Origin of the sequence: Flavobacterium sp. DG1-102-2 (assembly GCF_033042555.1) — a bacterium.
Lineage (GTDB): Bacteria > Bacteroidota > Bacteroidia > Flavobacteriales > Flavobacteriaceae > Flavobacterium.
Window position 1 is genome coordinate 266,524 of the sequence record NZ_JAWLIK010000004.1, and the last position, 20,915, is coordinate 287,438.

General features: G+C 40.6%; 19 protein-coding genes and 2 tRNA genes. 7 read left to right on the forward strand and 14 right to left on the reverse strand.

The genetic code is table 11. The features are described from left to right. Positions 1-82: 82 nt before the first annotated feature. Positions 83-2,302, forward strand: coding sequence for a B12-binding domain-containing radical SAM protein (locus R1T16_RS08490; protein ID WP_317500669.1), 2,220 nt, complete (start codon positions 83-85; stop codon positions 2,300-2,302). Positions 2,303-2,312: 10 nt separating this feature from the next. On the opposite strand, the gene R1T16_RS08495 is transcribed toward R1T16_RS08490, so the two are convergent. The 4 genes from R1T16_RS08495 to R1T16_RS08510 all read right to left on the reverse strand — a co-directional run bounded on the left by R1T16_RS08495 (position 2,313) and on the right by R1T16_RS08510 (position 6,961). Continuing rightward, positions 2,313-2,699: a hypothetical protein gene (locus R1T16_RS08495; RefSeq protein WP_317500670.1), complete on the reverse strand. Its 387-nt coding sequence runs from the start codon at positions 2,697-2,699 to the stop codon at positions 2,313-2,315. 86 nt (positions 2,700-2,785) lie between these two features. Beyond that, on the reverse strand, positions 2,786-4,105 hold the full coding sequence (rimO, locus tag R1T16_RS08500; protein ID WP_317500671.1) for a 30S ribosomal protein S12 methylthiotransferase RimO: 1,320 nt from the start codon (positions 4,103-4,105) through the stop codon (positions 2,786-2,788). Between the two features lie 134 nt (positions 4,106-4,239). Next, positions 4,240-5,760, reverse strand: a complete 1,521-nt coding sequence (locus R1T16_RS08505; RefSeq protein ID WP_317500672.1) for a transporter — start codon at positions 5,758-5,760, stop codon at positions 4,240-4,242. A 70-nt stretch (positions 5,761-5,830) separates the two neighbouring features. Next, on the reverse strand, positions 5,831-6,961 hold the full coding sequence (locus R1T16_RS08510) for a hypothetical protein (protein WP_317500673.1): 1,131 nt from the start codon (positions 6,959-6,961) through the stop codon (positions 5,831-5,833). A gap of 103 nt (positions 6,962-7,064) precedes the next feature. Here R1T16_RS08510 and proS point away from each other — a divergent pair, with 103 nt between their 5' ends. From proS to R1T16_RS08535, 5 genes are all read left to right on the forward strand, one after another. Beyond that, positions 7,065-8,537 carry a proline--tRNA ligase gene (gene proS, locus R1T16_RS08515; RefSeq protein WP_317500674.1) on the forward strand — a complete coding sequence of 491 codons (1,473 nt, stop codon included), beginning with the start codon at positions 7,065-7,067 and terminating at the stop codon, positions 8,535-8,537. Between the two features lie 88 nt (positions 8,538-8,625). Beyond that, a tRNA-Glu gene (locus R1T16_RS08520) sits at positions 8,626-8,697 on the forward strand. 22 nt (positions 8,698-8,719) lie between these two features. Beyond that, a tRNA-Glu gene (locus tag R1T16_RS08525) sits at positions 8,720-8,791 on the forward strand. 35 nt (positions 8,792-8,826) lie between these two features. Beyond that, positions 8,827-9,081: a 30S ribosomal protein S20 gene (gene rpsT, locus R1T16_RS08530; RefSeq protein WP_317500675.1), complete on the forward strand. Its 255-nt coding sequence runs from the start codon at positions 8,827-8,829 to the stop codon at positions 9,079-9,081. 160 nt (positions 9,082-9,241) lie between these two features. Next, entirely contained in the window at positions 9,242-10,495 is a 1,254-nt protein-coding gene (locus tag R1T16_RS08535; RefSeq protein WP_317500676.1) for a hypothetical protein, read from the forward strand. Between the two features lie 3 nt (positions 10,496-10,498). On the opposite strand, the gene R1T16_RS08540 is transcribed toward R1T16_RS08535, so the two are convergent. From R1T16_RS08540 to R1T16_RS08580, 9 genes are all read right to left on the reverse strand, one after another. Further along, complete coding sequence (locus tag R1T16_RS08540; RefSeq protein WP_317500677.1) at positions 10,499-11,932, reverse strand: glycosyltransferase; 1,434 nt, start codon at positions 11,930-11,932, stop codon at positions 10,499-10,501. Continuing rightward, positions 11,932-12,768, reverse strand: a complete 837-nt coding sequence (locus R1T16_RS08545) for a HEAT repeat domain-containing protein (RefSeq protein WP_317500678.1) — start codon at positions 12,766-12,768, stop codon at positions 11,932-11,934. Before R1T16_RS08545 ends, R1T16_RS08540 begins: the two co-directional genes overlap by 1 nt. Continuing rightward, entirely contained in the window at positions 12,769-13,974 is a 1,206-nt protein-coding gene (locus R1T16_RS08550; protein WP_317500679.1) for a YaiO family outer membrane beta-barrel protein, read from the reverse strand. Further along, positions 13,971-14,339, reverse strand: a complete 369-nt coding sequence (locus tag R1T16_RS08555) for a response regulator transcription factor (protein WP_317500680.1) — start codon at positions 14,337-14,339, stop codon at positions 13,971-13,973. The genes R1T16_RS08550 and R1T16_RS08555 overlap by 4 nt, the downstream gene beginning before the upstream one ends. A 99-nt stretch (positions 14,340-14,438) precedes the next feature. Then, on the reverse strand, positions 14,439-16,433 hold the full coding sequence (locus R1T16_RS08560; RefSeq protein ID WP_317500681.1) for an ATP-binding protein: 1,995 nt from the start codon (positions 16,431-16,433) through the stop codon (positions 14,439-14,441). Positions 16,434-16,596: 163 nt separating this feature from the next. Continuing rightward, positions 16,597-17,508 carry a phytanoyl-CoA dioxygenase family protein gene (locus R1T16_RS08565; RefSeq protein WP_317500682.1) on the reverse strand — a complete coding sequence of 304 codons (912 nt, stop codon included), beginning with the start codon at positions 17,506-17,508 and terminating at the stop codon, positions 16,597-16,599. Between the two features lie 69 nt (positions 17,509-17,577). Further along, positions 17,578-18,009, reverse strand: coding sequence for a GNAT family N-acetyltransferase (locus R1T16_RS08570; protein WP_317500683.1), 432 nt, complete (start codon positions 18,007-18,009; stop codon positions 17,578-17,580). A gap of 37 nt (positions 18,010-18,046) precedes the next feature. Next, positions 18,047-18,616, reverse strand: a complete 570-nt coding sequence (locus R1T16_RS08575) for a Crp/Fnr family transcriptional regulator (protein WP_317500684.1) — start codon at positions 18,614-18,616, stop codon at positions 18,047-18,049. Positions 18,617-18,658: 42 nt separating this feature from the next. Continuing rightward, positions 18,659-19,006: a nuclear transport factor 2 family protein gene (locus R1T16_RS08580; protein ID WP_317500685.1), complete on the reverse strand. Its 348-nt coding sequence runs from the start codon at positions 19,004-19,006 to the stop codon at positions 18,659-18,661. A 148-nt stretch (positions 19,007-19,154) separates the two neighbouring features. Between R1T16_RS08580 and R1T16_RS08585 the strand changes: the two genes are divergently transcribed. After that, positions 19,155-19,940, forward strand: coding sequence for an alpha/beta hydrolase (locus tag R1T16_RS08585; RefSeq protein ID WP_317500686.1), 786 nt, complete (start codon positions 19,155-19,157; stop codon positions 19,938-19,940). On the opposite strand, the gene R1T16_RS08590 is transcribed toward R1T16_RS08585, so the two are convergent. Beyond that, positions 19,932-20,807: a LysR substrate-binding domain-containing protein gene (locus R1T16_RS08590; protein ID WP_317500687.1), complete on the reverse strand. Its 876-nt coding sequence runs from the start codon at positions 20,805-20,807 to the stop codon at positions 19,932-19,934. The genes R1T16_RS08585 and R1T16_RS08590 overlap by 9 nt on opposite strands. Positions 20,808-20,915 lie beyond the last annotated feature (108 nt).

The window sequence follows — 20,915 nt, forward strand, 5'->3', positions numbered from 1 at the left end:
TAGTTAAAAATACGGTGGTGACTTAAGCTTTAAGACACATTGATTTTTAAATTATTACTTTTGCACTTTAATCCCTCACGTTTTGAATACCAAAGCCTTTTTAATAACGCCGCCTTTCACACAGCTTAATACGCCATATCCCGGTACGGCTTATCTAAAGGGGTTTCTCAATACCAAAAACATAGCCTCTTTTCAGGCAGACCTTGGTATTGAGGTAATATTAAGATTGTTTTCAAAACAGGGACTTACTGATTTGTTTGGCCGTATTGATGCTAACCAACAGCTAATAATCGAAAACCGTCAATCACTCAGCCCAAACGCTGAACGCATTATTGCTCTTAAAAATGAGTATCTTAAAACGATAGATGCTGTTATGCTATTCCTTCAGGGGAAGAACCCTACGCTTTCGCATCTTATCTGCAGCGAAGATTTTCTGCCGGAAGCATCACGTTTTGCTCAGCTGGAAGAATTGGACTGGGCTTTCGGTTCCATGGGTACTCAGGACAAGGCAAAACACTTTGCTACGTTGTACCTTGAAGATATTTCAGATCTTATTGTAGAGTGTATTGATCCGCATTTTGGCTTTAGCCGATACGCCGAAAGGCTGGGGCGTTCGGCCAATTCGTTTGACGAATTGTATGAAAGCCTTCAGCAGCCGTATACCTATATAGACGAACTGCTTATTGCGTTACTGCATCAGCGGATGCTGGAAGTACAGCCCAACTTCGTTGGATTTTCAGTACCGTTTCCAGGTAATCTATATGCATCGTTCAGGGCTGCCCAGTACATAAAGCAGCATTTTCCCGGTGTAAAGATTACTATGGGCGGCGGGTTTCCTAATACCGAACTGCGTTCGCTTACCGATGTGAGGGTAATGGAATTCTTTGATTTTATTACGCTGGACGATGGCGAAGCGCCTGTTGAATGCTTAATTGAGCATATTGAAGGAAAAAGAAGTGTTGATCAGCTTAAGCGAACATTTACACTTATTGATGGTAAAGTCAGCTATATAGACAATTCGGGGTGCAGGGATTATAAACAGTCAGATGTTGGTACACCTGATTATTCTGATCTGCTGCTTGACCAGTACATATCGGTAATAGAAATCGTAAACCCGATGCACCGCATGTGGAGCGACGGCCGGTGGAATAAACTTACCATGGCACATGGATGCTATTGGGGCAAGTGTACTTTCTGTGATATTTCCCTGGACTATATTAAGGTTTATGAACCTGTAGCCGCGCGTTTGCTTGTAGACCGAATGGAGGAGCTTATTGCCCAGACAGGCCAAAACGGTTTCCATTTTGTAGACGAAGCTGCGCCGCCTGCGTTAATGCGTGAAATGGCGTTAGAAATCCTTCGCCGTAACCTTGCTGTTACCTGGTGGACAAACATACGCTTTGAGAAAAGTTTTACGGCCGACCTTTGTAAACTGCTTAAGGCTTCGGGTTGTATTGCGGTTTCGGGTGGGTTAGAGGTGGCTTCAGATCGGTTACTTGAATTAATACAAAAGGGTGTTACTGTAGCTCAGGTTGCCCGTGTAACCCGTAATTTTACCGAAGCCGGTGTTATGGTGCATGCTTACCTAATGTATGGTTTCCCTACGCAGACCGCCCAGGAAACTATAGATTCACTCGAAATGGTGCGCCAGATGTTTGAAACGGGAATATTGCAGTCAGGATTCTGGCATCAGTTTGCCATGACAGCTCACAGCCCCGTGGGTATGTATCCGGAAAAGTTTGGTGTGTTGAAAGAAACTGAGGTTATAGGCAGCTTTGCTAATAATGATATTGTGCACATTGATGAAACCGGAACCAATCACGATAAATTTAGCTTTGGTCTAAAGAAATCACTCTTTAACTATATGCACGGTATTTGTTTTGACTTTCCGCTGCAGGACTGGTTTGAATTTAAAGTGCCGCGCACAAAAGTTCCCGAAGCTTATATTTATGATGTGCTTCAGGAAGATGGTAGCTTTAATGTTAAGCCATCGGCTAAAGTAGTGTGGATAGGAGGTAAGCCGTCTGTATCTTATTTTACAAAAAGCAAAAAAGGCAGAACGTTTGGAACGGCATCTTTTACTTTTCATGACAAAAAAGAAAGTTTCACTATTCAGGTGCCGCAGGAGCAGGGCGAATGGCTGGCTGCATTTTTAGAAAAGGCATCCGTTAATGCCGGTCCTGTAACTACTTTTGCACAGGCGAAACAAAATTATGAAGATGCAGGACTCAATGATTTTGAACTGCTATGGTATAGCAAACCCGTAAACACTTTACGCGAATACGGGCTTTTAATATTATAAGTATCGAGGTTTAGAACTTTCTTGCTTCTTCCAGTTTGGTGTATTTTTCGGCCTGTTCTTTAGAAAGTAACGGTGTGATTTTTTTCTGTATCCTTTCCGTGATTTCCCTCAGCTTATCTTTCTTTTCCATGGTAGTCATTTCCCTGTTGTCACCAAGAGACGTTATATTCTCTTTTTCATCGTTCAGGATGTTTTTTACAGCGGCTTTTTGAAAAGCATCCAGTTTAAGTTCTGTAGCAAGATAGTTTGAAGTTTGCTCGGCGTAATCTGTTTTCTCTTTTTTTTGCGGACCGCTTTTATATTGGCCCTGGCCAACTCTCCTGTCAACCTGCGCCGATGCTGCGGCACTAAAAAGTATTGTAAATAATACTATAAGGTACGTTGTTTTTAGTTTCATGGTAATAAACGAATTATATATCAAACGTAATTAATTTATAGCAAAAAAGCTAAAGTTTTGAGGCTTTAGCTTTCTATAATATTTGTTTAAAGATCTGCAGGAACGCCATAAAGGTCAAATTCTGTAGCGTCTGTAATTTTTATGTTAACAAACTCGCCTGTCTTAAGGTATGCAAGAGAAGCATCTACAAGTACCTCGTTATCTACGTCAGGGCTGTCAAATTCTGTTCTAGCAACAAAATGTGCTCCTTCCTTACGGTCTATGATGCAACGGAAAGTTTGTCCTATCTTCTCCTGGTTCAGTTCCCATGAAATCTGAGACTGTATCTCCATAATTTCATTGGCACGCTGTTGTTTTACATCGGCAGGGACATCGTCTTCAAGCAGGTAGGCGTGTGTGTTTTCTTCGTGAGAATAGGTAAAGCAACCTAAACGTTCAAAACGCATTTCTTCAACCCAGTTTTTAAGTATCTGGAAATCTTCTTCTGTTTCACCGGGATAACCTACGATAAGTGTAGTCCTGATTGTCATTCCCGGAACAGCCTCCCTGAATTCCTTAAGCAGTTTTGTTGTTTTTTCCTGCGTCGTACCGCGGCGCATTGATTTTAATACGCTGTCGCTGATGTGCTGCAGCGGAATATCTATATAATTACAGATCTTCGGCTCGCGTCTCATCAGTTCTAATACATCCATTGGGAATCCTGACGGAAATGCATAGTGAAGTCGTATCCATTCTATGCCTTCTACCTTTGCAAGGTTTTCCAGCAGCTCGGCAAGGTTACGTTTTTTATAAAGGTCAAGCCCATAATAGGTAAGGTCCTGAGCGATAAGTATAAGTTCTTTAACACCGCCGCGAGCAAGCCCTTCAGCTTCCTTAACCAGTTTTTCAATTGATTGCGAGACGTGTTTTCCACGCATCAGCGGAATCGCGCAGAAACTACATGGGCGGTCACACCCTTCGGCTATTTTAAGGTAAGCATAGTTTTTAGGAGTAGTGGTAAGGCGCTCACCAAGAAGTTCATGCCTGTAATCTGCTCCAAGGGCCTTTAATAGTCCAGGAAGCTCTGTGGTGCCAAAATACTGGTCTACATTAGGAATCTCTTTTTGAAGATCTGGTTTATAGCGTTCAGAAAGGCATCCTGTAACAAAAACTTTGTCTACAAGGCCTTGTTCTTTTTTGTCAACATAATTCAATATCATGTTTACCGACTCTTCCTTTGCATTGTCAATGAATCCACAGGTGTTGATAACCACTATATTACCCTCTTCGTGAGCAGGTGCTTCGTGTACAACATCTTTACCGCTGGCCCTTAGCTGTCCCATAAGGACTTCACTATCGTAAACGTTCTTAGAACATCCTAGGGTTATTACATTGATCTTATTCTTCTTTAACGATTTGGTTCTCATGTACTTGAAAATTGGAGTGCAAAATTAAGCAATTATTTGCTTTGTTTACGATTAAATGTTTTAAAGTTTTGATGAATAAAAAAGCCTTCTTCAGTGATAAAGAAGGCTTTTCCCTTTAAAGCAAGATGAAAAAATTAAAGGTCTATCGTATATGATAACGAAATGTTGTTGAATGTGCTTTTGATTTGCGGCGCATCGGTAAGGCCCGTGCTGAACATAGCATTTTGTGTTTTTCTCTGATACCACGAGTAGGCAAGGTCAACTCGTGAAGTTCCAAAGGAATATCCTACACCTCCGCTTGCACCATTAAGGTCGCCAATGGTTGTGCCATTTTTGTAAGGACTCTGCTCATAACGGTAACCACCTCTCAGCATAAAACGCTGAATGCGGTATTCTGCACCTATTTTAAACGTGCTTGCAACATCAAGGCTACTGCTTAGCTGATCATTAACTGTGCCATAACCTGAGCTTTTGTATTCGGTATTGCTGTAATCCCTGATGCTGTAATCTGCACTTATAAGCCCTGATTTTCCGAAAATATAAGCAAGGCTGGCAGTCCATTTAGATGGGGTTTTGATAGTGTAATCATCAAAAACCATTGTAGTATTCGGGTCAAATATGAAGGTGTCAGCAGTAGGATTGCTGGCTTCGCACTCAGGGCAATAAGAACTTATCCTTTGTGTAACCTCATTTTGAAGCCTCATCCAGGTAGGCGATTCATAAGCGACCCCTGCACGAAGCGATTCTGTTATTTTGTAGATGGCGCCTACGTTAAGTGAAAATCCGCCTCCGTAAGTATAACGTTCATTGTCAAAGCGAATTACCTGTGGCGATCCGGTGGCGAAATTACCAGTATCTTCATAAAAGCGTGTATTCTCTATGTAATCGGTAAAATGTACATTAAGATTTATACCAAGGTACAGGCGTTTTTTAAGCTGCGTGGCAAAATTTAAAGCAACTTTTCCATTGTATCCGCTTGCTGTAGTATAGTTTTCGTGGTAATAATTTCCTGTGGCAGGAACATTGTTAACATAAGCCGGACCGTTAGCATTTCCACTAGGATCAAACAAGTATGCATTATAGCCCAGGAATGCCTGTTGGTCATTGTAATTAAGGTCTTCATAATACGCATTGTTAAGCGTATTTTGAGATATCGGGCCTTCATTTATTCCATTGGCATAATTAAGGAAATAATTACTGATGGAGTTGTTAGGGTTTGTTCCGCGTGTGTAAATGGTATTATGAAAACTGTTAGTGTTCTCATAATTGAATCCAAATGTAAATTTGTTTATGGTAGCTTCTTCGTTGCTGTTGTTAAATACAAAAACAGCACCTAATTGATTTAAATCGAAGCTATTGTCGTTTTTCTTTTGCTTGGTGCCAAAATATTGTGACTCATTACTTATGTTATAGCTGGAGAAAGTAGCTGTCCCTGTATTGTAATTGAATATGGCAGAACCTGCAGGGTTTACAGACATTGCAGAAAGGTCTCCGCCCACCGCGCCCATGGCGCCGCTCAAACCTCTGAAACGTGCTGTTCCTGTTACGTTATCTGTTGTATATCGAACTGCGTGATCGGCAGTATTAAGGCTTTGTTGTGCGTAAGATGCAGTTGCAGCAAGAAGGATTGCGGCAGAAAGTAAATGCTTTTTCATAACGTGTTTTTTGTGTTATACCAATAGTCCCCGTGTTTATCTGTTATATAACACGGGGACTGATGTTTTATTATCCTCTTCGGCCTCCGCCACCGCCACCGCCGCGAGAACCTCCGCCACCACCGCCACCGCCGGATCTTCCTCCGCCGAAGTTTCCGCCACCTCCGCTGCTGCGTGATGGTGCAGGGCTGTAAGTTGGGCTGCTGCTCCTGCTTGGTGCACTGCTCCTTGAAGGAGAGAAGCTATTGTTGCTATTGCTTCTCGTGGGTGTAGAGTAGCTGTTGTTGCTGTTTCTTGAAGAATTGTTATAGCTGTTTCTGCTGGTATTTACATTTCCGTTAGAGTAGAAAGTATTGCCTTGTGAGCGAACTACGTTAACGTTCCTGCCATTGCTGAAACTTCTACTGTTGTTATTAAAGTTTCTACTGCTGCTTACATTCCTGCCTCCATTATAGTAGGCATTTCTGCTGTTTGCAGCTGTAGATCGGGCGCTGTATCTTCCGTTTGCAGCATTACGGCCGTTGGCGTAGTAACTGCCTCTTCCGCCATTATAGTATGCTGTAGAACGTGGGTTTCTGTAGTATCCGTTGTTGCCGCCGTAATAATAGTTGCCACCCCAGCCTCCATAGCCGTAGCCATAGTAAGGGTAGCCCCAGCCGCCGCCCCAGCCCCAACCGGAACCCCAGCCCCAGCCGATGCCAAGACCCCAGCCTCCGCCGTAGCCCCAACCGCCACCGTAGTATGGGTAACCCCAGCCACCATAGCCCCATCCTCCGTAACCGTAGCCGAAGCCGTTGTAGCCATAACCACCATATCCGCCGCCGTAAACATTTACGGTTACGTCATCGGTAGCTTCGCCCCATCCTGCGTAGGAATTGTAACCCTCGGTGCGAACTAAAGTATCGTTTGCCTGCTGGTCATCTGTAGGTATTAATGCAAAATCGTCTTTCTGAGATGCAAAATAACCTGCATAATTTACATTCTGGCCGGTGTTCTGGCCGTCGTTGTACTGCCTTACACTACCATCATTATATTTATATACAGGATTGCCATTGGCGTCATGAGGAACAGATCCATATACGCCGTCATTGTCATATCGTGATGTGTTTTGGTATGAACTGCATGAAGTTACAGCCAAACCTAAAAATCCTAATACCGTGTAGAAGGAGATTTGACGGATATTGAAGTAATTAGTTTTCATATCGCTGTATTTTTTTTATTGTTGAAGTACCCAAAAATGGTTAGTTTTGCTAAACTATATTAGATTATAAAAGTAAAACAATATTTGTGCCAATTTATTTAAAATGAGTAAGAATTTAACGAAACGCTCAGAAGATTATTCCAAATGGTATAATGAACTGGTGGTAAAGGCAGACCTTGCTGAAAATTCAGGGGTTAGGGGATGTATGGTGATCAAACCGTACGGTTATGCAATTTGGGAAAAAATGCAGGCCGAACTTGATAAGAAGTTCAAAGAAACAGGACATGAAAATGCTTATTTCCCGCTTTTTATACCCAAGTCTTACTTTAGTAAAGAAGCGAGCCACGTAGATGGTTTTGCTAAAGAGTGTGCGGTTGTTACTCATTACAGGCTTAGGACTGCCGAAGACGGATCTATCGAGGTAGACCCTGATGCAAAGCTGGAAGAAGAGCTTATCGTGAGGCCTACATCTGAAACTATTATATGGGATACTTACAGGAAATGGATACAGTCGTACCGTGACCTGCCGCTTCTTATTAACCAATGGGCTAACGTAGTGCGCTGGGAAATGAGGACAAGGCTGTTCTTAAGAACTGCAGAGTTCCTTTGGCAGGAAGGCCACACGGCACATGCTACACAGCAGGAAGCAATTGCAGAGGCTGAACAAATGATGAATGTATATGCTGATTTTGCTCAGAACTTTATGGCCATACCGGTTGTAAAAGGTGTTAAGACTGCTAACGAACGTTTTGCTGGTGCTCTTGAAACCTACTGTATTGAGGCTTTAATGCAGGATGGTAAAGCGCTGCAGGCAGGTACATCACACTTCTTGGGACAAAACTTTGCAAAAGCATTTGATGTTAAGTTTGCTAACCAGGAAGGGAAGCAGGATTATGTATGGGCTACATCATGGGGTGTTTCAACACGACTTATGGGAGCGCTTGTAATGACGCATTCTGATGATAACGGACTTGTACTGCCGCCAAACTTAGCGCCTATACAGGTTGTAATCGTTCCTATATATAAGACTGATGAAGAGTTTGCTGCAGTATCTGACGAAGCCAAGCAGCTTATGGCAAGGCTTAGGAAGCTTAACATAACGGTTAAGTATGATGATAGGACTACGCAAAAACCGGGATGGAAGTTTAATGAATACGAACTTAAAGGTGTGCCTTTACGTGTAGCCATAGGTCCTAAAGATCTTGAGAACGGGACATTTGAAATTGCCCGCAGGGATACTTTAACTAAAGAAACGGTAATAAACAGCGATATCGTAACCTATCTTCAGGATAAACTGGAGGAGATTCAGGCAGCATTGTTTGATAAGGCATTGGCTTACAGGGATTCTCATATTACAGAGGTAAATACCTTCGAAGAGTTTAAAGATATCCTTGATAATAAGGCAGGATTTGTGTCTGCACACTGGGATGGTACATCTGAGACCGAAGAAAAGATAAAAGAACTGACAAAAGCAACAATTCGCTGTATCGCATTAGATAGGGTAGAAGAGGCGGGAACGTGCGTATTCACTGGTAATCCGTCAGTTGGCAGAGTTCTTTTTGCAAGAGCATATTAAAATTTGCAATTTTTTTAATTTTTTTTGTTTCAGCTATTGCGCAAATAAAAAATAGTTGTATTTTTGCACCGCATTAGAGAAACAAAATGGCCCGTTCGTCTATCGGTTAGGACGCCAGGTTTTCATCCTGGTAAGGGGGGTTCGATTCCCCCACGGGCTACAAAAGAAATTTACTGTACAATGGTCCGTTCGTCTAGGGGTTAGGACGCCAGGTTTTCATCCTGGTAACAGGGGTTCGATTCCCCTACGGACTACAATAAAAACATTAACAAGTTTATACGTTAAGAAAATGGCAAATCACAAGTCAGCATTAAAAAGAATAAGGACAAGCGAAAAGAAAAGAGTGTTGAACAGATATCAGCATAAAACTACACGTAACGCTATCAAAGCAATACGTCTGGCTACTGTTAAGAGTGAGGCTTCTGCTAAACTTGCATCTGTTGTTTCTATGATAGATAAGTTAGCTAAGAAAAACATCATCCACGCTAACAAAGCTTCAAACCTTAAGTCTAAATTGACAAAACACGTTGCTAAATTAGCGTAAGCTAAAAGCAAGGTTTATTATACAAACTAAGCTCTCCTACATCAGGAGAGCTTTTTGTATTGATACTATATAGCGGTAAATGATATTCTTTCCTGTTTTTGCAGGAATTTTCTTTTTATCGTATATAAATGCCTAACTTTAATCTATACATTGTATAGCTATGAAAAGAACCTTAAAGGCATTTTTACTTCTATTCGTTTTTAATATCCTTTTAATTCCGGCCTGCCTGATATTAGGGTTCGATGATCTTGGAATTCCCATTATCTCGGTGTTTTCTATCTGCATATCGCTGATTATCCTAATCATTATCTTTGCTGCAGAACGCCGAAATGCCTACCTGTCTAAAACTACAGGCCAGAAGCGATTTGCCAGAAAACGGACTGTGATTATCGTTTGTAGTATAATAGCTCTTTGTGGTATAGGTTTTATCATAGCCTCATTTGCTAACGGATATAAAATTCCGCAGTTTGACAAATATAAAGACTGGGCTCACTTTCCTGGCAGCAGTAACCCTGATGTAGCAATAGATTCTGTTGCCGGGTTATATGTCCGTAATCTTGCACAAGCCAAAGGGAGCAATTACTGGTTTATTCACTTTACTAACAGCGATGTCTCTTATTATGACAGCACTAATGGACCTGTGTCATTTGGCGTTATAGATAGCAATTGTACTATGAAAGTGAAATATGAAAAGGATGTTGATGCCTATCTGGATGATAACCGGCTAATTGTTATTGAAAGGTTATATAATAAGGAAGCTGATTCCTGCGATGTATATGATGCACTAACGCTGAAGAAACATAGGCAAAAAGTATATCCTATAACCATCAGCAAGCCTTACGAACATTATCCTGCCGATGGCAAACCCGCTATGGGTTATGAAGCGTATAAAAAGCTGTACGGTTCAGCTTTTTATGACAGTCTTAAAGGTGTGAAAGAACTGGATGAGGGTGGGTATTCGGGATCAGACGATAGAGGCTATCTGCTTTTTACAGATACTGCGGGTAAACTATATACTATCCCGAATAGCGATGATCATTATTCAGTAACGCTGCTTTGTGAAAATTGCAAAGGATATAAGCTTAATAAGGGCACATATAGCACACAGACTAATAACATTAAAATGCTTGATGAATCCATAATCTGGAAAAATGAACTTAGCAGCGGATTCTCTTTAGGCTACGGAAATCCTACCGGAGGCGGCAACGACGGTTTTTACTTTAGCTATTATCAAACATGGTTAATGTATTATAAAGTCACAATAGGTACTGCCACAACATCATTTAAAGCCGAAGGCGGTGATAAAGACAAGCCTTATTTATCTTTTACACAGCTTAACAAACCTAAAACAAACAAAGATGTATTATGCTTTGCAGCAGATAACCGTTTATGGAAGGCTTATGTTAAGCAATGATGTTTAAGATGGCTTATTAAAACCTTTACGGGTCATTTCTCCCCAACTTTTTTTACCCCTTATTTTTTCTATATAACCCTTAAGTGCTGATAGCACAGTTAATGGGTGAAAATATATGGGTTCAACAAGCGCTGCAACGATCATTTTGGCAAAGTCGGTCCTTTTACGGTATTTGTGGTATGTCCTTTCTTCTGTATACAATGCAAGTATGGAGAAAGTCACTGCAAAGCAGTATACAAATAGCAGCAATAGTAAGAAATGATGCCAGTTAAGCAATCCTAAAACAACAAATACTATCGTAATAACGATGCCTGCAAATTCTATAAAAGGTGCAAGGAATTCAAAGAAAGTCCAATAAGGTACGCTTACCATGCCTAAAAGCTTATACTTTGGATTCATGAACATCTTTCTGTGTATCTGCAATGTTTCTATCGTACCGCGCATCCAGCGGCTGCGTTGTTTTTTAAAGATGTCTGCACTTTCCGGAGCTTCAGTCCAGCACAGGGGGTCGGGTATGTAGCTAACGGTATAGGGTTGTTTATTTTCCAGCATATAGCGCCTCATACGCACCACAAGCTCCATGTCTTCGCCTACAGTCTTGGTATTATAGCCGCCCGCAAGTATGGCAATTTCTTTATCAAACGCGCCAAAAGCACCACTTATAAGCAATAAGCCGTCAAGACGTTCCCAAGCCATACGCCCTAATAAGAATGCCCTCAAATATTCCAGTACCTGTATCCTTGGCAGCATTTTGTCAGGAATATGCACTTCTACAAGGCGGCCGTCAACAATAACGCACTGGTTGGCTATCCTTACTACGCCTCCGGTTGCAATAACGCGTTTTCCATGGCTCTCTAAGAAAGGTTTAGCAAGCTTCAGCAGCGAATCCTTATCAAGGATACAATCTACATCTATACAAACCACATAAGGATTTGCAGCAATATTAAGGCCTACATTAAGTGCGTCGGCTTTACCGCCGTTTTCCTTATCTACTACAACAAGTTTTTTAAATGCTGCATTTCTGGAAACATATACACCCTTTATTTTTTTTGTCTCAATTTGCTCACTGTATGTAAACTCGGCAGGAATAAGGTCGTAGTTAGAGATTAATACCTCCATGGAGTCATCTTTACTTCCGTCATTCACTACGATCACCTGGTAGTTGCTATAGTTTAAAGAGAGCAGTGATCGCACGTTTTCTTTTATTGTCGCCGCTTCGTTATACGCTGGGGCAATGAGCGACATGGCCGGAGCATATTCGCTTGAAAGCATTACTTCATAATCTACAAAACTGTTGCGCTTAAGGTATTCCCTTAATTCCCTTGCAGAGAGATAAGCAAGTATGAGGTATGATGACATGATCATAATGGCATACGCCAATATCAATATCAGATAGATGTGTACTAAGAATGATATGTCAAATCCCGGGTCCGGCATTAAAAACTTTTATTAAGGTTTAAGTAATGAAGCACATCGTTTGCTTCCTGTCGTATATGGTCGTTAGGGGCATTGTCTATAAGCTGCATAACGACAGGGATCATAGGGCTCAATTCCAATGTATGGATAATTTTTAGCCCTAAGCTTACGATACTGGTATTAGCTGATGTAAGCAATACTTCTACACTTTCGTGCTCATTGTGGGCATAAGTGCGCTTAAATGCACTGATAATATTTACCTGGGTCCACATATCTATAGGGTACTTATAGGTGGAAAGGTGGGCAAGGCCCTTGCTGCCATTTAATTTAGCACAAGCCTTAAGTGCGGCTATGGTCACTTGTTTATTACTGGTTTTAGAAATTTTAACCAATGCAGGGAAAACTTTTGTAACCTGCATTTCGGCAAGTTCCTGTATGCCTTTGCAAACTACTTCCCAATTCTGGCTCTTAAGCTTGGTTACAGACATCGCCATTAAACCCGACTGGAAATAGAAGTCTTCCAGCTTTTTGGCATAAACGCCTTCGTAATTCTGGTGGAGGTTAATAATAGCCCTCAGCATCTGTTTCCTGAAATATTTCAGGCCGATGTATGGGGCAAAATCATTATTCAGTTTCAGTTGCTCATAGACAGCATCGGTAAAAACTACCGTCATAAACATATTGTCTATAATTTCACTGTAGACAGCATGGTTCTTTCTGCGGTTTATTTTTTCTGAACGTATAATAATGATTGCCAAAAATAAAGTAACCCCAACTATAATAAATAGTATGATGGAATAGACCAAAAAAGGCTCTACCCAAAGTCCTGCCTTATATGCTTCCCAAATGCTTTCCATTTAAAATCGTTTAGTAAATATAACCTGGCAGTTAAATTTATGCCTGTATGAGCTAGGAAAATACTCTTCGTACTCATATAGGAATATTGGTTTTATAAAAAATGAATCGCCTATTTTGTGTTGGTATTGTATACCTGCCCTGTATGCCCTTAGCGGTTCTGTAGTGTTGCTGTAGATATACAGGTATGGCACATTTCCATATTGCAGTTCCAGCCTTACAAGGTTTTCGGTATCTTCGTTATAGCGCTGTATACTCACTACATGCGACATCAGGCCGCTGTCCAGATCATAATAAGGTCTGTAAGCTAATGTGTATTTCTGAAATCTATAGGCCGCCTGGCCTGTTACAAGAGTAACGTCGTTATCCTTAAAATGCATATAACGCCCACCAAGTGAAAAATCAAAATGGCCTTGGGGCGCAAAATAATATTCGGCGCCAAGCCTTAGCTGCGGGAAGATAAATTCTCCGTTGGAAACGGCAGCGTTAGTATAAATATAACTTCTTTTGAAAGTGTGATAGTAATCAACTTCACCAAGAACTTCAGTTTTATCGCTGCGGTTACTTATGTTTACCCTTCCTATTACGGTAGATTTTGTAAACTTTCTCAAGTATTCCACATACCCAAAATGTGTAGGTGGATCTCCTGGATCAAAAGTGGAGATATTAAGATAAGAAGCCGCAATGGCATTTTTTGTTTTTCGGCTTATTATGGTTTTTAGCCCTTCAGCTTTTTCTCCGGAGTTGTGCGTATCAGGCAGCTTATCCAGGATAGCAAGTGCTTCTGCATCCCTTCCTGTTTTTTCAAGGCTCGTTGCTTTTATTAACAGGATGTCTGCCGATTCAGGCTGTGTTTCAAGATATTTATCGCAGTAGCTGATACAGGCATCAAAGTCAAAAGACCAATAGTAGGCATTTATCAGAGCTTCAAGTGCTTCAACATTCGGCTTCTCCCTGTCTACAATTGGGCGAAGTATTTTTTTTGATTTGTTAAAATCCCTTTTCCAACTATAAACACGGCCTTCATAAACTTTTACATCTTCGTTTTCAGGATATTTTTTTTCGAGCTGCTGTAGTATTTTAATGGCTCCGTTATAATCTTTAGCCTCAGCTTTTGCCCTTACCTGGCTAAAAGATGTATCCAGATCCTGCGCCACGGCACAAAAAGGGATCATAACGAGCAGTAGTAAGTAATTACGGAGTTTCATCGCGTATGTTCTTTAATCAGTTTATTGATCCTTACAAGCAGTACAGAAGGACTTATTGGCTTAGCCATAAAATCATTTGCGCCTATGTCAAAAGAGTCAAGTTCAGTTTGTTCTATACCTGAAGAAGTAAAGATTATAATGGGTGTATCCTGTTTAAGGGTTACCCTTACGTACTGAGTTATTTCGAGGCCGCTTTTACCCGGCATATTAATATCGCTTAAAATTAGGTCATAGTGGTTGCTGCTAATGGCCTCAAGTGCTTCTTTGCCATCAGAGAACTGATTTACTTTATATCCTTTAGATTCTAAAAAAAACGACAACGATTTTCGTAAAAGGTCATTGTCTTCTGCCAGGATTATTTTCATAAAGATATATTCTAATTGTACTATAATAAATAGCCCTATAAATATCAGGCGCTATTATCTAAATTATGATTTTTTTCGGGGAAGTGTAAGATTTAATCGTTAATAAGTTCTTAACGTTTCTACAGTTTTAATTAGACCATCCTTTAGGAGATCAAATTTCTTAAAGATCACGTCACCAAAGCTTTCATCAATAGCCCCTTTTTCTATTATTGCCAAATGCGCATTTAACTCGTCAAGCTTAAATATAGGCAGGCTTGATTTCATGTTGTGCGCTATCTTTTTAACCGAATCATAGTCATTTTCCCAAATGGCTTTTTCCATAAGGTCTACTTCGTTAGGCACCTTATTAACGAAGATGGCTATCATTTCGTTTACAAAATTCTGGTCTTCACAAGACATTTCGACTAAGTAAGACAGGTCAATCCCGTTGAAATCTGCTTTATTATTTTTAGGTTCTAGAACCCTGCTTATTTCAGCAAGCAGTTCTGCCTCTTTGAATGGTTTTGGAACATATCCATTCATGCCGATATCATAACATTTTTGCTGTTCACCTACAAGAGAGTGGGCTGTCATAGCGATGATTGGGATGTCTGATTTTAATTCGCAGCGAATGTATTCGGTAGCCTGGTAGCCGTCTTTAACAGGCATTTGCAGGTCCATCAAAATAAGGTCATAGTCTTTTTTTAGGAACATCTTGATTCCTTCTTCGCCATTGTTTGCAATATCAAGGCTAAAGCCAAAATTGCCTATAACACCTGTAGCCAGTTTTTGGTTCAGGATATTATCTTCGCACAATAATATGTTTAATTTTTTTATAGTTTTTTCAGATGCCGTGCTTTCAACCGCGGCTTTGTGAGCAATATCTACTTTTCCAAAATCAAGGGTAAAGTAAAATTCAGAGCCCCTGTTAGGAGTGCTCTTTACATTGATCTCGCCATTTTGAAGTTCCACCAGTTGTTTAACTATATTCAGCCCGAGGCCTGTTCCTCCAAAACGGCGCGTAGTGCTTTCTTCCGCCTGTGTGAAACGGTCAAAAATTGTATCCAGTTTGTCCTGGCTTATACCAATACCGCTGTCTTTTACCGAAAATTTTAGTGTGTATTTATCGTCAGTTTCGTTTACCTTTTTAACCGAAATAGTAATCTCACCTTCTTCGGTAAACTTAATGGCGTTGCCTGCAAGATTGGTAAGTATTTGGTTTACGCGGCCTTTATCGCCCATAACGATCTCAGGCATCTCGGCATCTAAAAAGAGGTTAAACTCTATGTCTTTAGATACTTTTACCTTAAGCAGGTCATAGGTGTGTTTCAGGATGGTTTTCAGGTTAAAAGGATGCGACTCAATAACAAGATTACCTGATTCTATCTTAGAAAGGTCAAGTATATCGTTTATTATTATCATCAGGTTGTCGCCCGCAATCTGAACATTGGTTATGTATTCGTCCTGTGTTTTGTTGAGCGGGGTCTTTGCTATAAGATCAGTAAAACCTATGATTGCATTTAACGGTGTCCTTATCTCGTGGCTCATGTTTGCCAAAAAACTGTCCTTTGCATAAATGGCACGTTTTGCAATTTCTGTCTGCTTGTCAAGCTCGATGTTCTTTATCCTTAGTTCCAGTTGGCTAATTACGTGGCGCGCAAGTATCTTAAGCGCATTTTTTTGCTCGTCGTTAATATCTTTTGCTGTGCCGTCTATGGCGCAGATAGTACCAATATTATAACCGTCTGGGGTAGTTAAAGGAATACCTGCATAAAACCGTACCTTAAAGCCTTCATAAAGGTTAGGGTTGTCTACAAGTTTGGGTTCTTTGGTAGCATCAGGTACTATCCATGGGCCTGTTTCCATGATTGTATATTGGCAAAAGGTAGTATGTCTTGGCACTTCGTCTGCCTCAAAACCTGCTGTAGCCTTAAACCACTGCCTGTCTTCGTCAATAAAAGAAACGTGCCCCCAGGGCACATCGCATATGTAGGCAACAAGCTTGGCTATATCGTTAAATTCTTCCTCAGGAAGGGTATCTATAATATTATAGCGCCTCAGCGCAGCCAGCCTTTCCTTTTCGTTGGCAGGGACAGGGTATGTTTTATCAGGCATGTATAAATTTATTAATTGGATATGAACGAAACCTTGCCCGGCAACTTGTAAGGAAGTTAGATACCGGTCAGTTTTCTTCAAAGATATTAATAATCATACAAACAACAAACAGCTGCAAAAGCTATTATTGCAGCCTGATACATATGTAAGTAAACCTTTATTTTTAGATCCATTCGTCTGCCTGTTGGTATCCATTTGGCAGGTAGGTGAGGTATTGCACCATTCTGGGTGCGCTGCCGCGATTTGGCGATGCACAATGAGGCAGCGTGTTATTCCATATAATAAAATCGCCGGCAGCTCCTGTTATAGGTATGGGCTTTAGTATTTGCAGTGCTTTTTCCCTCGGGTTTTCTCCCGGTTGCAATTCTACAAGCCATCTTTCAATTTCTTTATGGAAACCCGGCACACAATGAAACGCACCATCATCAGAACCACAGTCGCTTAAGTATAAAAGCCCTTGTAAAGCATAAGGGATAGGTGTTTTGAGGCTTACATCCCAATGCAGCCTGCTGCCTAAAAAAGTATAGCTATTTGTTTCAGGAGGGTTAAAGCTTACCTTATCTATGGTCCTGTACAGTTGGGTGGTTTTATACAGTTGTTCGTAGGCTTTTTGTATGCGTAGCGAAAACCTGTTGGTATTTAGCGTTTCGTGGTCAGAAAAGCTAACCATCATGCCACGCTGCTCTTCGTGAGTAGTATACCATGTTTTGCTGTCATTAGGACTCATATTTAAAAACTGCCAGATGGCATTACATGCTGCTTCGCAGTTTTCTTTAGAAATTACACTTTTTATGACGACGTATCCGTTTTGGTCCCAAAAAGCCAAATCTTCGGCAGATAGTGTATCTTCAATAGTTTCGGTAGTACTAACCGGACTGTCCTTGCATTTTTCGTCGAGCCATCTCCTGAAATCATCCTGCTCCGGTTTATTACTGTGCAGGTAGCGCAGGGTATCTTCCATGCTTATGCCTAAACGGAACAAAGCTGCAACAGATGCATTCCAGTCATAACCATCGGTAATGGCATTGGGTTCAACAGTATGTTTGCGGAAGGTTTCAAGCAGGTTATAGGGCATGGCTTTCTAATTGGCTAAAGCCAAAAGTAACAAACAAAATAGTTGCCTGACAGCGTAAAAACACCTGATTTAAGGTCTCAATAGCTTGGAAAGATAAATACGCCTGTGGCCTTTAGGGAAACCTTTGATTTCTCCAATCACAGTGTAGCCATTTTTAAGGTAAAATCCTTCAGCCTGAAAATCAAAGGTGTCCAGCATGGCAATTTCTGCACCTTTAGAAGCAGCTATTGTCTCTATATGATTTAGTAGTTGCGTGCCAATACCCATGCCTCTGTATGCCTCGGCTACCCAAAGAATTCTTATCTCCAGTCCGTTCCAGCAGCCTATGCCGCTAAGCACGCCTCCAATTTCTTTTCCATTTTCGTCTTTTATCACAAATTCAAGCGGAGTCCAGGCAGGTGCAAGGGCAGGCACTTTATTTACATTATAGGTGTTTATACCTTTAATAATAGCCGTAATGTTTTGCTTTTGGCAGGGCTGTATGATAAATTTTTCCTTCATTGCAGGGCTAATGTTTTTTGTATATAAAAGAGTAAAGTTATTTTCTAGCGCGAATCATGCTTAGAAAAACCGGAGTTATGCCAATGTAAGAAGCAATATGTTTTTGGGTTATGCGCTGTTCGAGAGCAGGGTAAAGGCTGCGGAACATTTCATAGCGTTCTTCAGCTGTTTTAGAGAGGTTAGAAGTAAGGCGGCGCTGGTAAAGGTTAAACCCGTTTTGTGTAAGTATCCTGAAAAAACGCTCTAGTTTAGGAATCTCTTCATATAGTTTTTCAAGAACAGTATGTGTAAAGTAAAAAACCTCACAATCTTCCAGGGCTTCAATAGTGTAAAAGGCAGGATTTTGTGCAGAAAAGCTGGCAATATCTACACACCACCAGTTTTCAGGACAGAATAGGATATTGTGCTGTAGCCCGTCTGCATCTGTATTAAAAACGCGAAGGCAGCCTTTGTTTACAAAATATATATTGCGGCATACTTCGCCTGAATTAAGCAACACCTCATTCTTTTTAATGGTTTTATACTCAAGATTTAGTTTGATATGCCGGGTTTCCATATCGTTTAAAGCAATATGCATGGCAAAATTAGAAAGAATGAGGTCGTGCATTTTTCTTTGTTTAAGAAGCCTAAAGTTACGGTTTATGCCGGTTTAAAAAAAGCTTATAATTTTAGTTATTTTAAACTCTTCATTAAATTCAAAACAATCAAAGCCTTCTTTGTTGCCTTCAGGCAAATGTACCTGCCATGTGTAGCGTCCTACATTATGGTGGTGATCAGGCTGGGTAAGTATGCTGAATTTTCGTGTTGGAGACAACTCAAGCGAATATACTGCCAGATTAGCTATTGCCTCTACACCGCTAATAGGGTCGGTTCTCGGGTCTACATAAGTAGCGTTTTCTGCCCAGCATTCTGCAAATGCCACTCTAAATTCTTCAAGGTTATTGTTATTCCATGCTTCTACATAGGTAGTAATCATTTGTTCTACTGACTGTATCATAATTTTTAGTTTATTATTATGAGACAAAGTAACAGCTCAGGATCTGCAATAGAATTAAAGTAGTTTAATAAATGAAATAGCAGGTTATAAATTGTGTTCTAATCTTCCGTAATTTGCGTCGCTTTTCAAACAATATAAAAATAAAAGTATGAACTCATCGGTACAGTATAAGGGTATGAAGATAGACTATTATCTTGTTGATGAAACCCGCCCCACACTGGTTTTTCTTCATGATTCACTTGGCTGTATAGCATTGTGGAGGGATTTTCCGCAATTGCTTGCTGATGCTTCCGGCTGTAACGCATTGGTTTATGACAGGCTTGGTTACGGAGAATCTATAGCTATGCCAACATTTGAACGTCCGGTTGATTACCTTGAAAAAGAGGCCGATCTGTTAAACGACATCCTTGAGCACTACACTATTAAACAGGCTATACTTTTTGGGCATAGCGATGGTGGGTCTATAGCACTAATAACTGCGGCTAAATATCCTCAAAGGATAACTGCTTTAATATGTGAAGCTGGTCATATTTTTGTAGAAGATGTTACCCTTAAAGGCATACACGAAGCGGTAGGTAAATATAATACCACCGACCTTAAAACAAGGTTAGCCAAATATCACAGCGATAAGGTAGAGGCTATTTTTAAAGCCTGGACGCTCACTTGGACAAGAGAAGATTTCAGGGATTGGAATATAGAACATTTGTTGCCGTTAATTACCTGCCCGCTGCTTTTCATACAGGGTAGAAATGACGAATTCGGTTCGTTAAAGCAGCTCCATACTACAGTAGCTGCCGTAAGCGGTAATGCAGAAGCATTTATTGTGCCCAATGCGGGCCATACGCCCCATAAAGAAGCAAAAGAGGCTGTGATAAAAGAAGCTACATCTTTTATAAATGAAATTAGGCTCATCCGTATTACTGATTTAAAGTAACGCATGCTGTTTTAGATATTCACTCAGCACTGTAGCAGCCTTCGTTTTGTAGGAATCGGCAAGCCATGTTATTGTAGCGTTCCTGTTCATGCCTTCGCCGGTTATTTTGATGGCTTTTAGATCAGGATAGTTAAATAAGGTGGTTTCCATAAGTATTGTATACCAGTTCCCTGTGTTCACTAATTGAAGTAAAGTATTTATATCATTTACTTCCATCTTAATATCAGGCATAACTTTATGTTTTGTAAAGGCTGCATCCAGATAGTTACGAATGCTGTATCCTTCTGAAGGTAAAATCAGTGGCAGGTGTTGTAATTTCTTGATGGAGATGCCTTTTTCGGCATCGTATCTGTCGTTATGTGTTATGAGCGCCAGCGAAGAAGTAAACAATACCTCTGATGAGAATAGGTTGCTTTCCTCTACCGGATGATAAGAAAGCATAAGGTCAACTTTACCTTCATTCAGTTTCTGCAGCAATTCTGCTGTTGTGCCAAATCCTATTTCAAGTTTAATATCAGGGTACAGCGCACTGAAGCTTACTATCGCTTTTGTAAGCAGGTTAGTAAGACCATAGGTTACACCGATAGATAGCTTACCTGTCCTGATATCCATCAAATCTTTAAGGATATTTTTACCGTCTTCCGCATCTTTGGCAGTTCGCTGCGCATAGGGGAGGAACAGGCTGCCTGCTTCGGTTAGCCTTACCCGTTTTGCAATGCGGTCAAATAGTAAAATACCCAATTCGTTTTCGAGTTGTTTTATCTGCTGTGAAAGTGTACTTTGGGTAATGTGCAGTGCCAGGGCAGCTTCGGTAAAGTTGTTTAGTTCCGCGGCTTTAACAAAGTATTTAAGTTGGCGCAATTCCATGAAAGAAGATTTGTGTTTTACAAAGTTAATCGTTTTTATCGATGGATATTATCTAAAAAAAGAGTTTAGACGATAAATTTAATGTGCAGACCTTTGTCTTATAATCTT

What these genes read in the sequence shown, in the direction of transcription:
- R1T16_RS08495 (WP_317500670.1), bottom strand. Translation starts at nt 2,699, where the DNA reads ATGAAACTAAAAACAACGTACCTTATAGTATTATTTACAATACTTTTT.
- rimO (WP_317500671.1), bottom strand. Translation starts at nt 4,105, where the DNA reads ATGAGAACCAAATCGTTAAAGAAGAATAAGATCAATGTAATAACCCTA.
- R1T16_RS08505 (WP_317500672.1), bottom strand. Translation starts at nt 5,760, where the DNA reads ATGAAAAAGCATTTACTTTCTGCCGCAATCCTTCTTGCTGCAACTGCA.
- R1T16_RS08510 (WP_317500673.1), bottom strand. Translation starts at nt 6,961, where the DNA reads ATGAAAACTAATTACTTCAATATCCGTCAAATCTCCTTCTACACGGTA.
- proS (WP_317500674.1), top strand. Translation starts at nt 7,065, where the DNA reads ATGAGTAAGAATTTAACGAAACGCTCAGAAGATTATTCCAAATGGTAT.
- rpsT (WP_317500675.1), top strand. Translation starts at nt 8,827, where the DNA reads ATGGCAAATCACAAGTCAGCATTAAAAAGAATAAGGACAAGCGAAAAG.
- R1T16_RS08535 (WP_317500676.1), top strand. Translation starts at nt 9,242, where the DNA reads ATGAAAAGAACCTTAAAGGCATTTTTACTTCTATTCGTTTTTAATATC.
- R1T16_RS08540 (WP_317500677.1), bottom strand. Translation starts at nt 11,932, where the DNA reads ATGCCGGACCCGGGATTTGACATATCATTCTTAGTACACATCTATCTG.
- R1T16_RS08545 (WP_317500678.1), bottom strand. Translation starts at nt 12,768, where the DNA reads ATGGAAAGCATTTGGGAAGCATATAAGGCAGGACTTTGGGTAGAGCCT.
- R1T16_RS08550 (WP_317500679.1), bottom strand. Translation starts at nt 13,974, where the DNA reads ATGAAACTCCGTAATTACTTACTACTGCTCGTTATGATCCCTTTTTGT.
- R1T16_RS08555 (WP_317500680.1), bottom strand. Translation starts at nt 14,339, where the DNA reads ATGAAAATAATCCTGGCAGAAGACAATGACCTTTTACGAAAATCGTTG.
- R1T16_RS08560 (WP_317500681.1), bottom strand. Translation starts at nt 16,433, where the DNA reads ATGCCTGATAAAACATACCCTGTCCCTGCCAACGAAAAGGAAAGGCTG.
- R1T16_RS08565 (WP_317500682.1), bottom strand. Translation starts at nt 17,508, where the DNA reads ATGCCCTATAACCTGCTTGAAACCTTCCGCAAACATACTGTTGAACCC.
- R1T16_RS08570 (WP_317500683.1), bottom strand. Translation starts at nt 18,009, where the DNA reads ATGAAGGAAAAATTTATCATACAGCCCTGCCAAAAGCAAAACATTACG.
- R1T16_RS08575 (WP_317500684.1), bottom strand. Translation starts at nt 18,616, where the DNA reads ATGCACGACCTCATTCTTTCTAATTTTGCCATGCATATTGCTTTAAAC.
- R1T16_RS08580 (WP_317500685.1), bottom strand. Translation starts at nt 19,006, where the DNA reads ATGATACAGTCAGTAGAACAAATGATTACTACCTATGTAGAAGCATGG.
- R1T16_RS08585 (WP_317500686.1), top strand. Translation starts at nt 19,155, where the DNA reads ATGAACTCATCGGTACAGTATAAGGGTATGAAGATAGACTATTATCTT.
- R1T16_RS08590 (WP_317500687.1), bottom strand. Translation starts at nt 20,807, where the DNA reads ATGGAATTGCGCCAACTTAAATACTTTGTTAAAGCCGCGGAACTAAAC.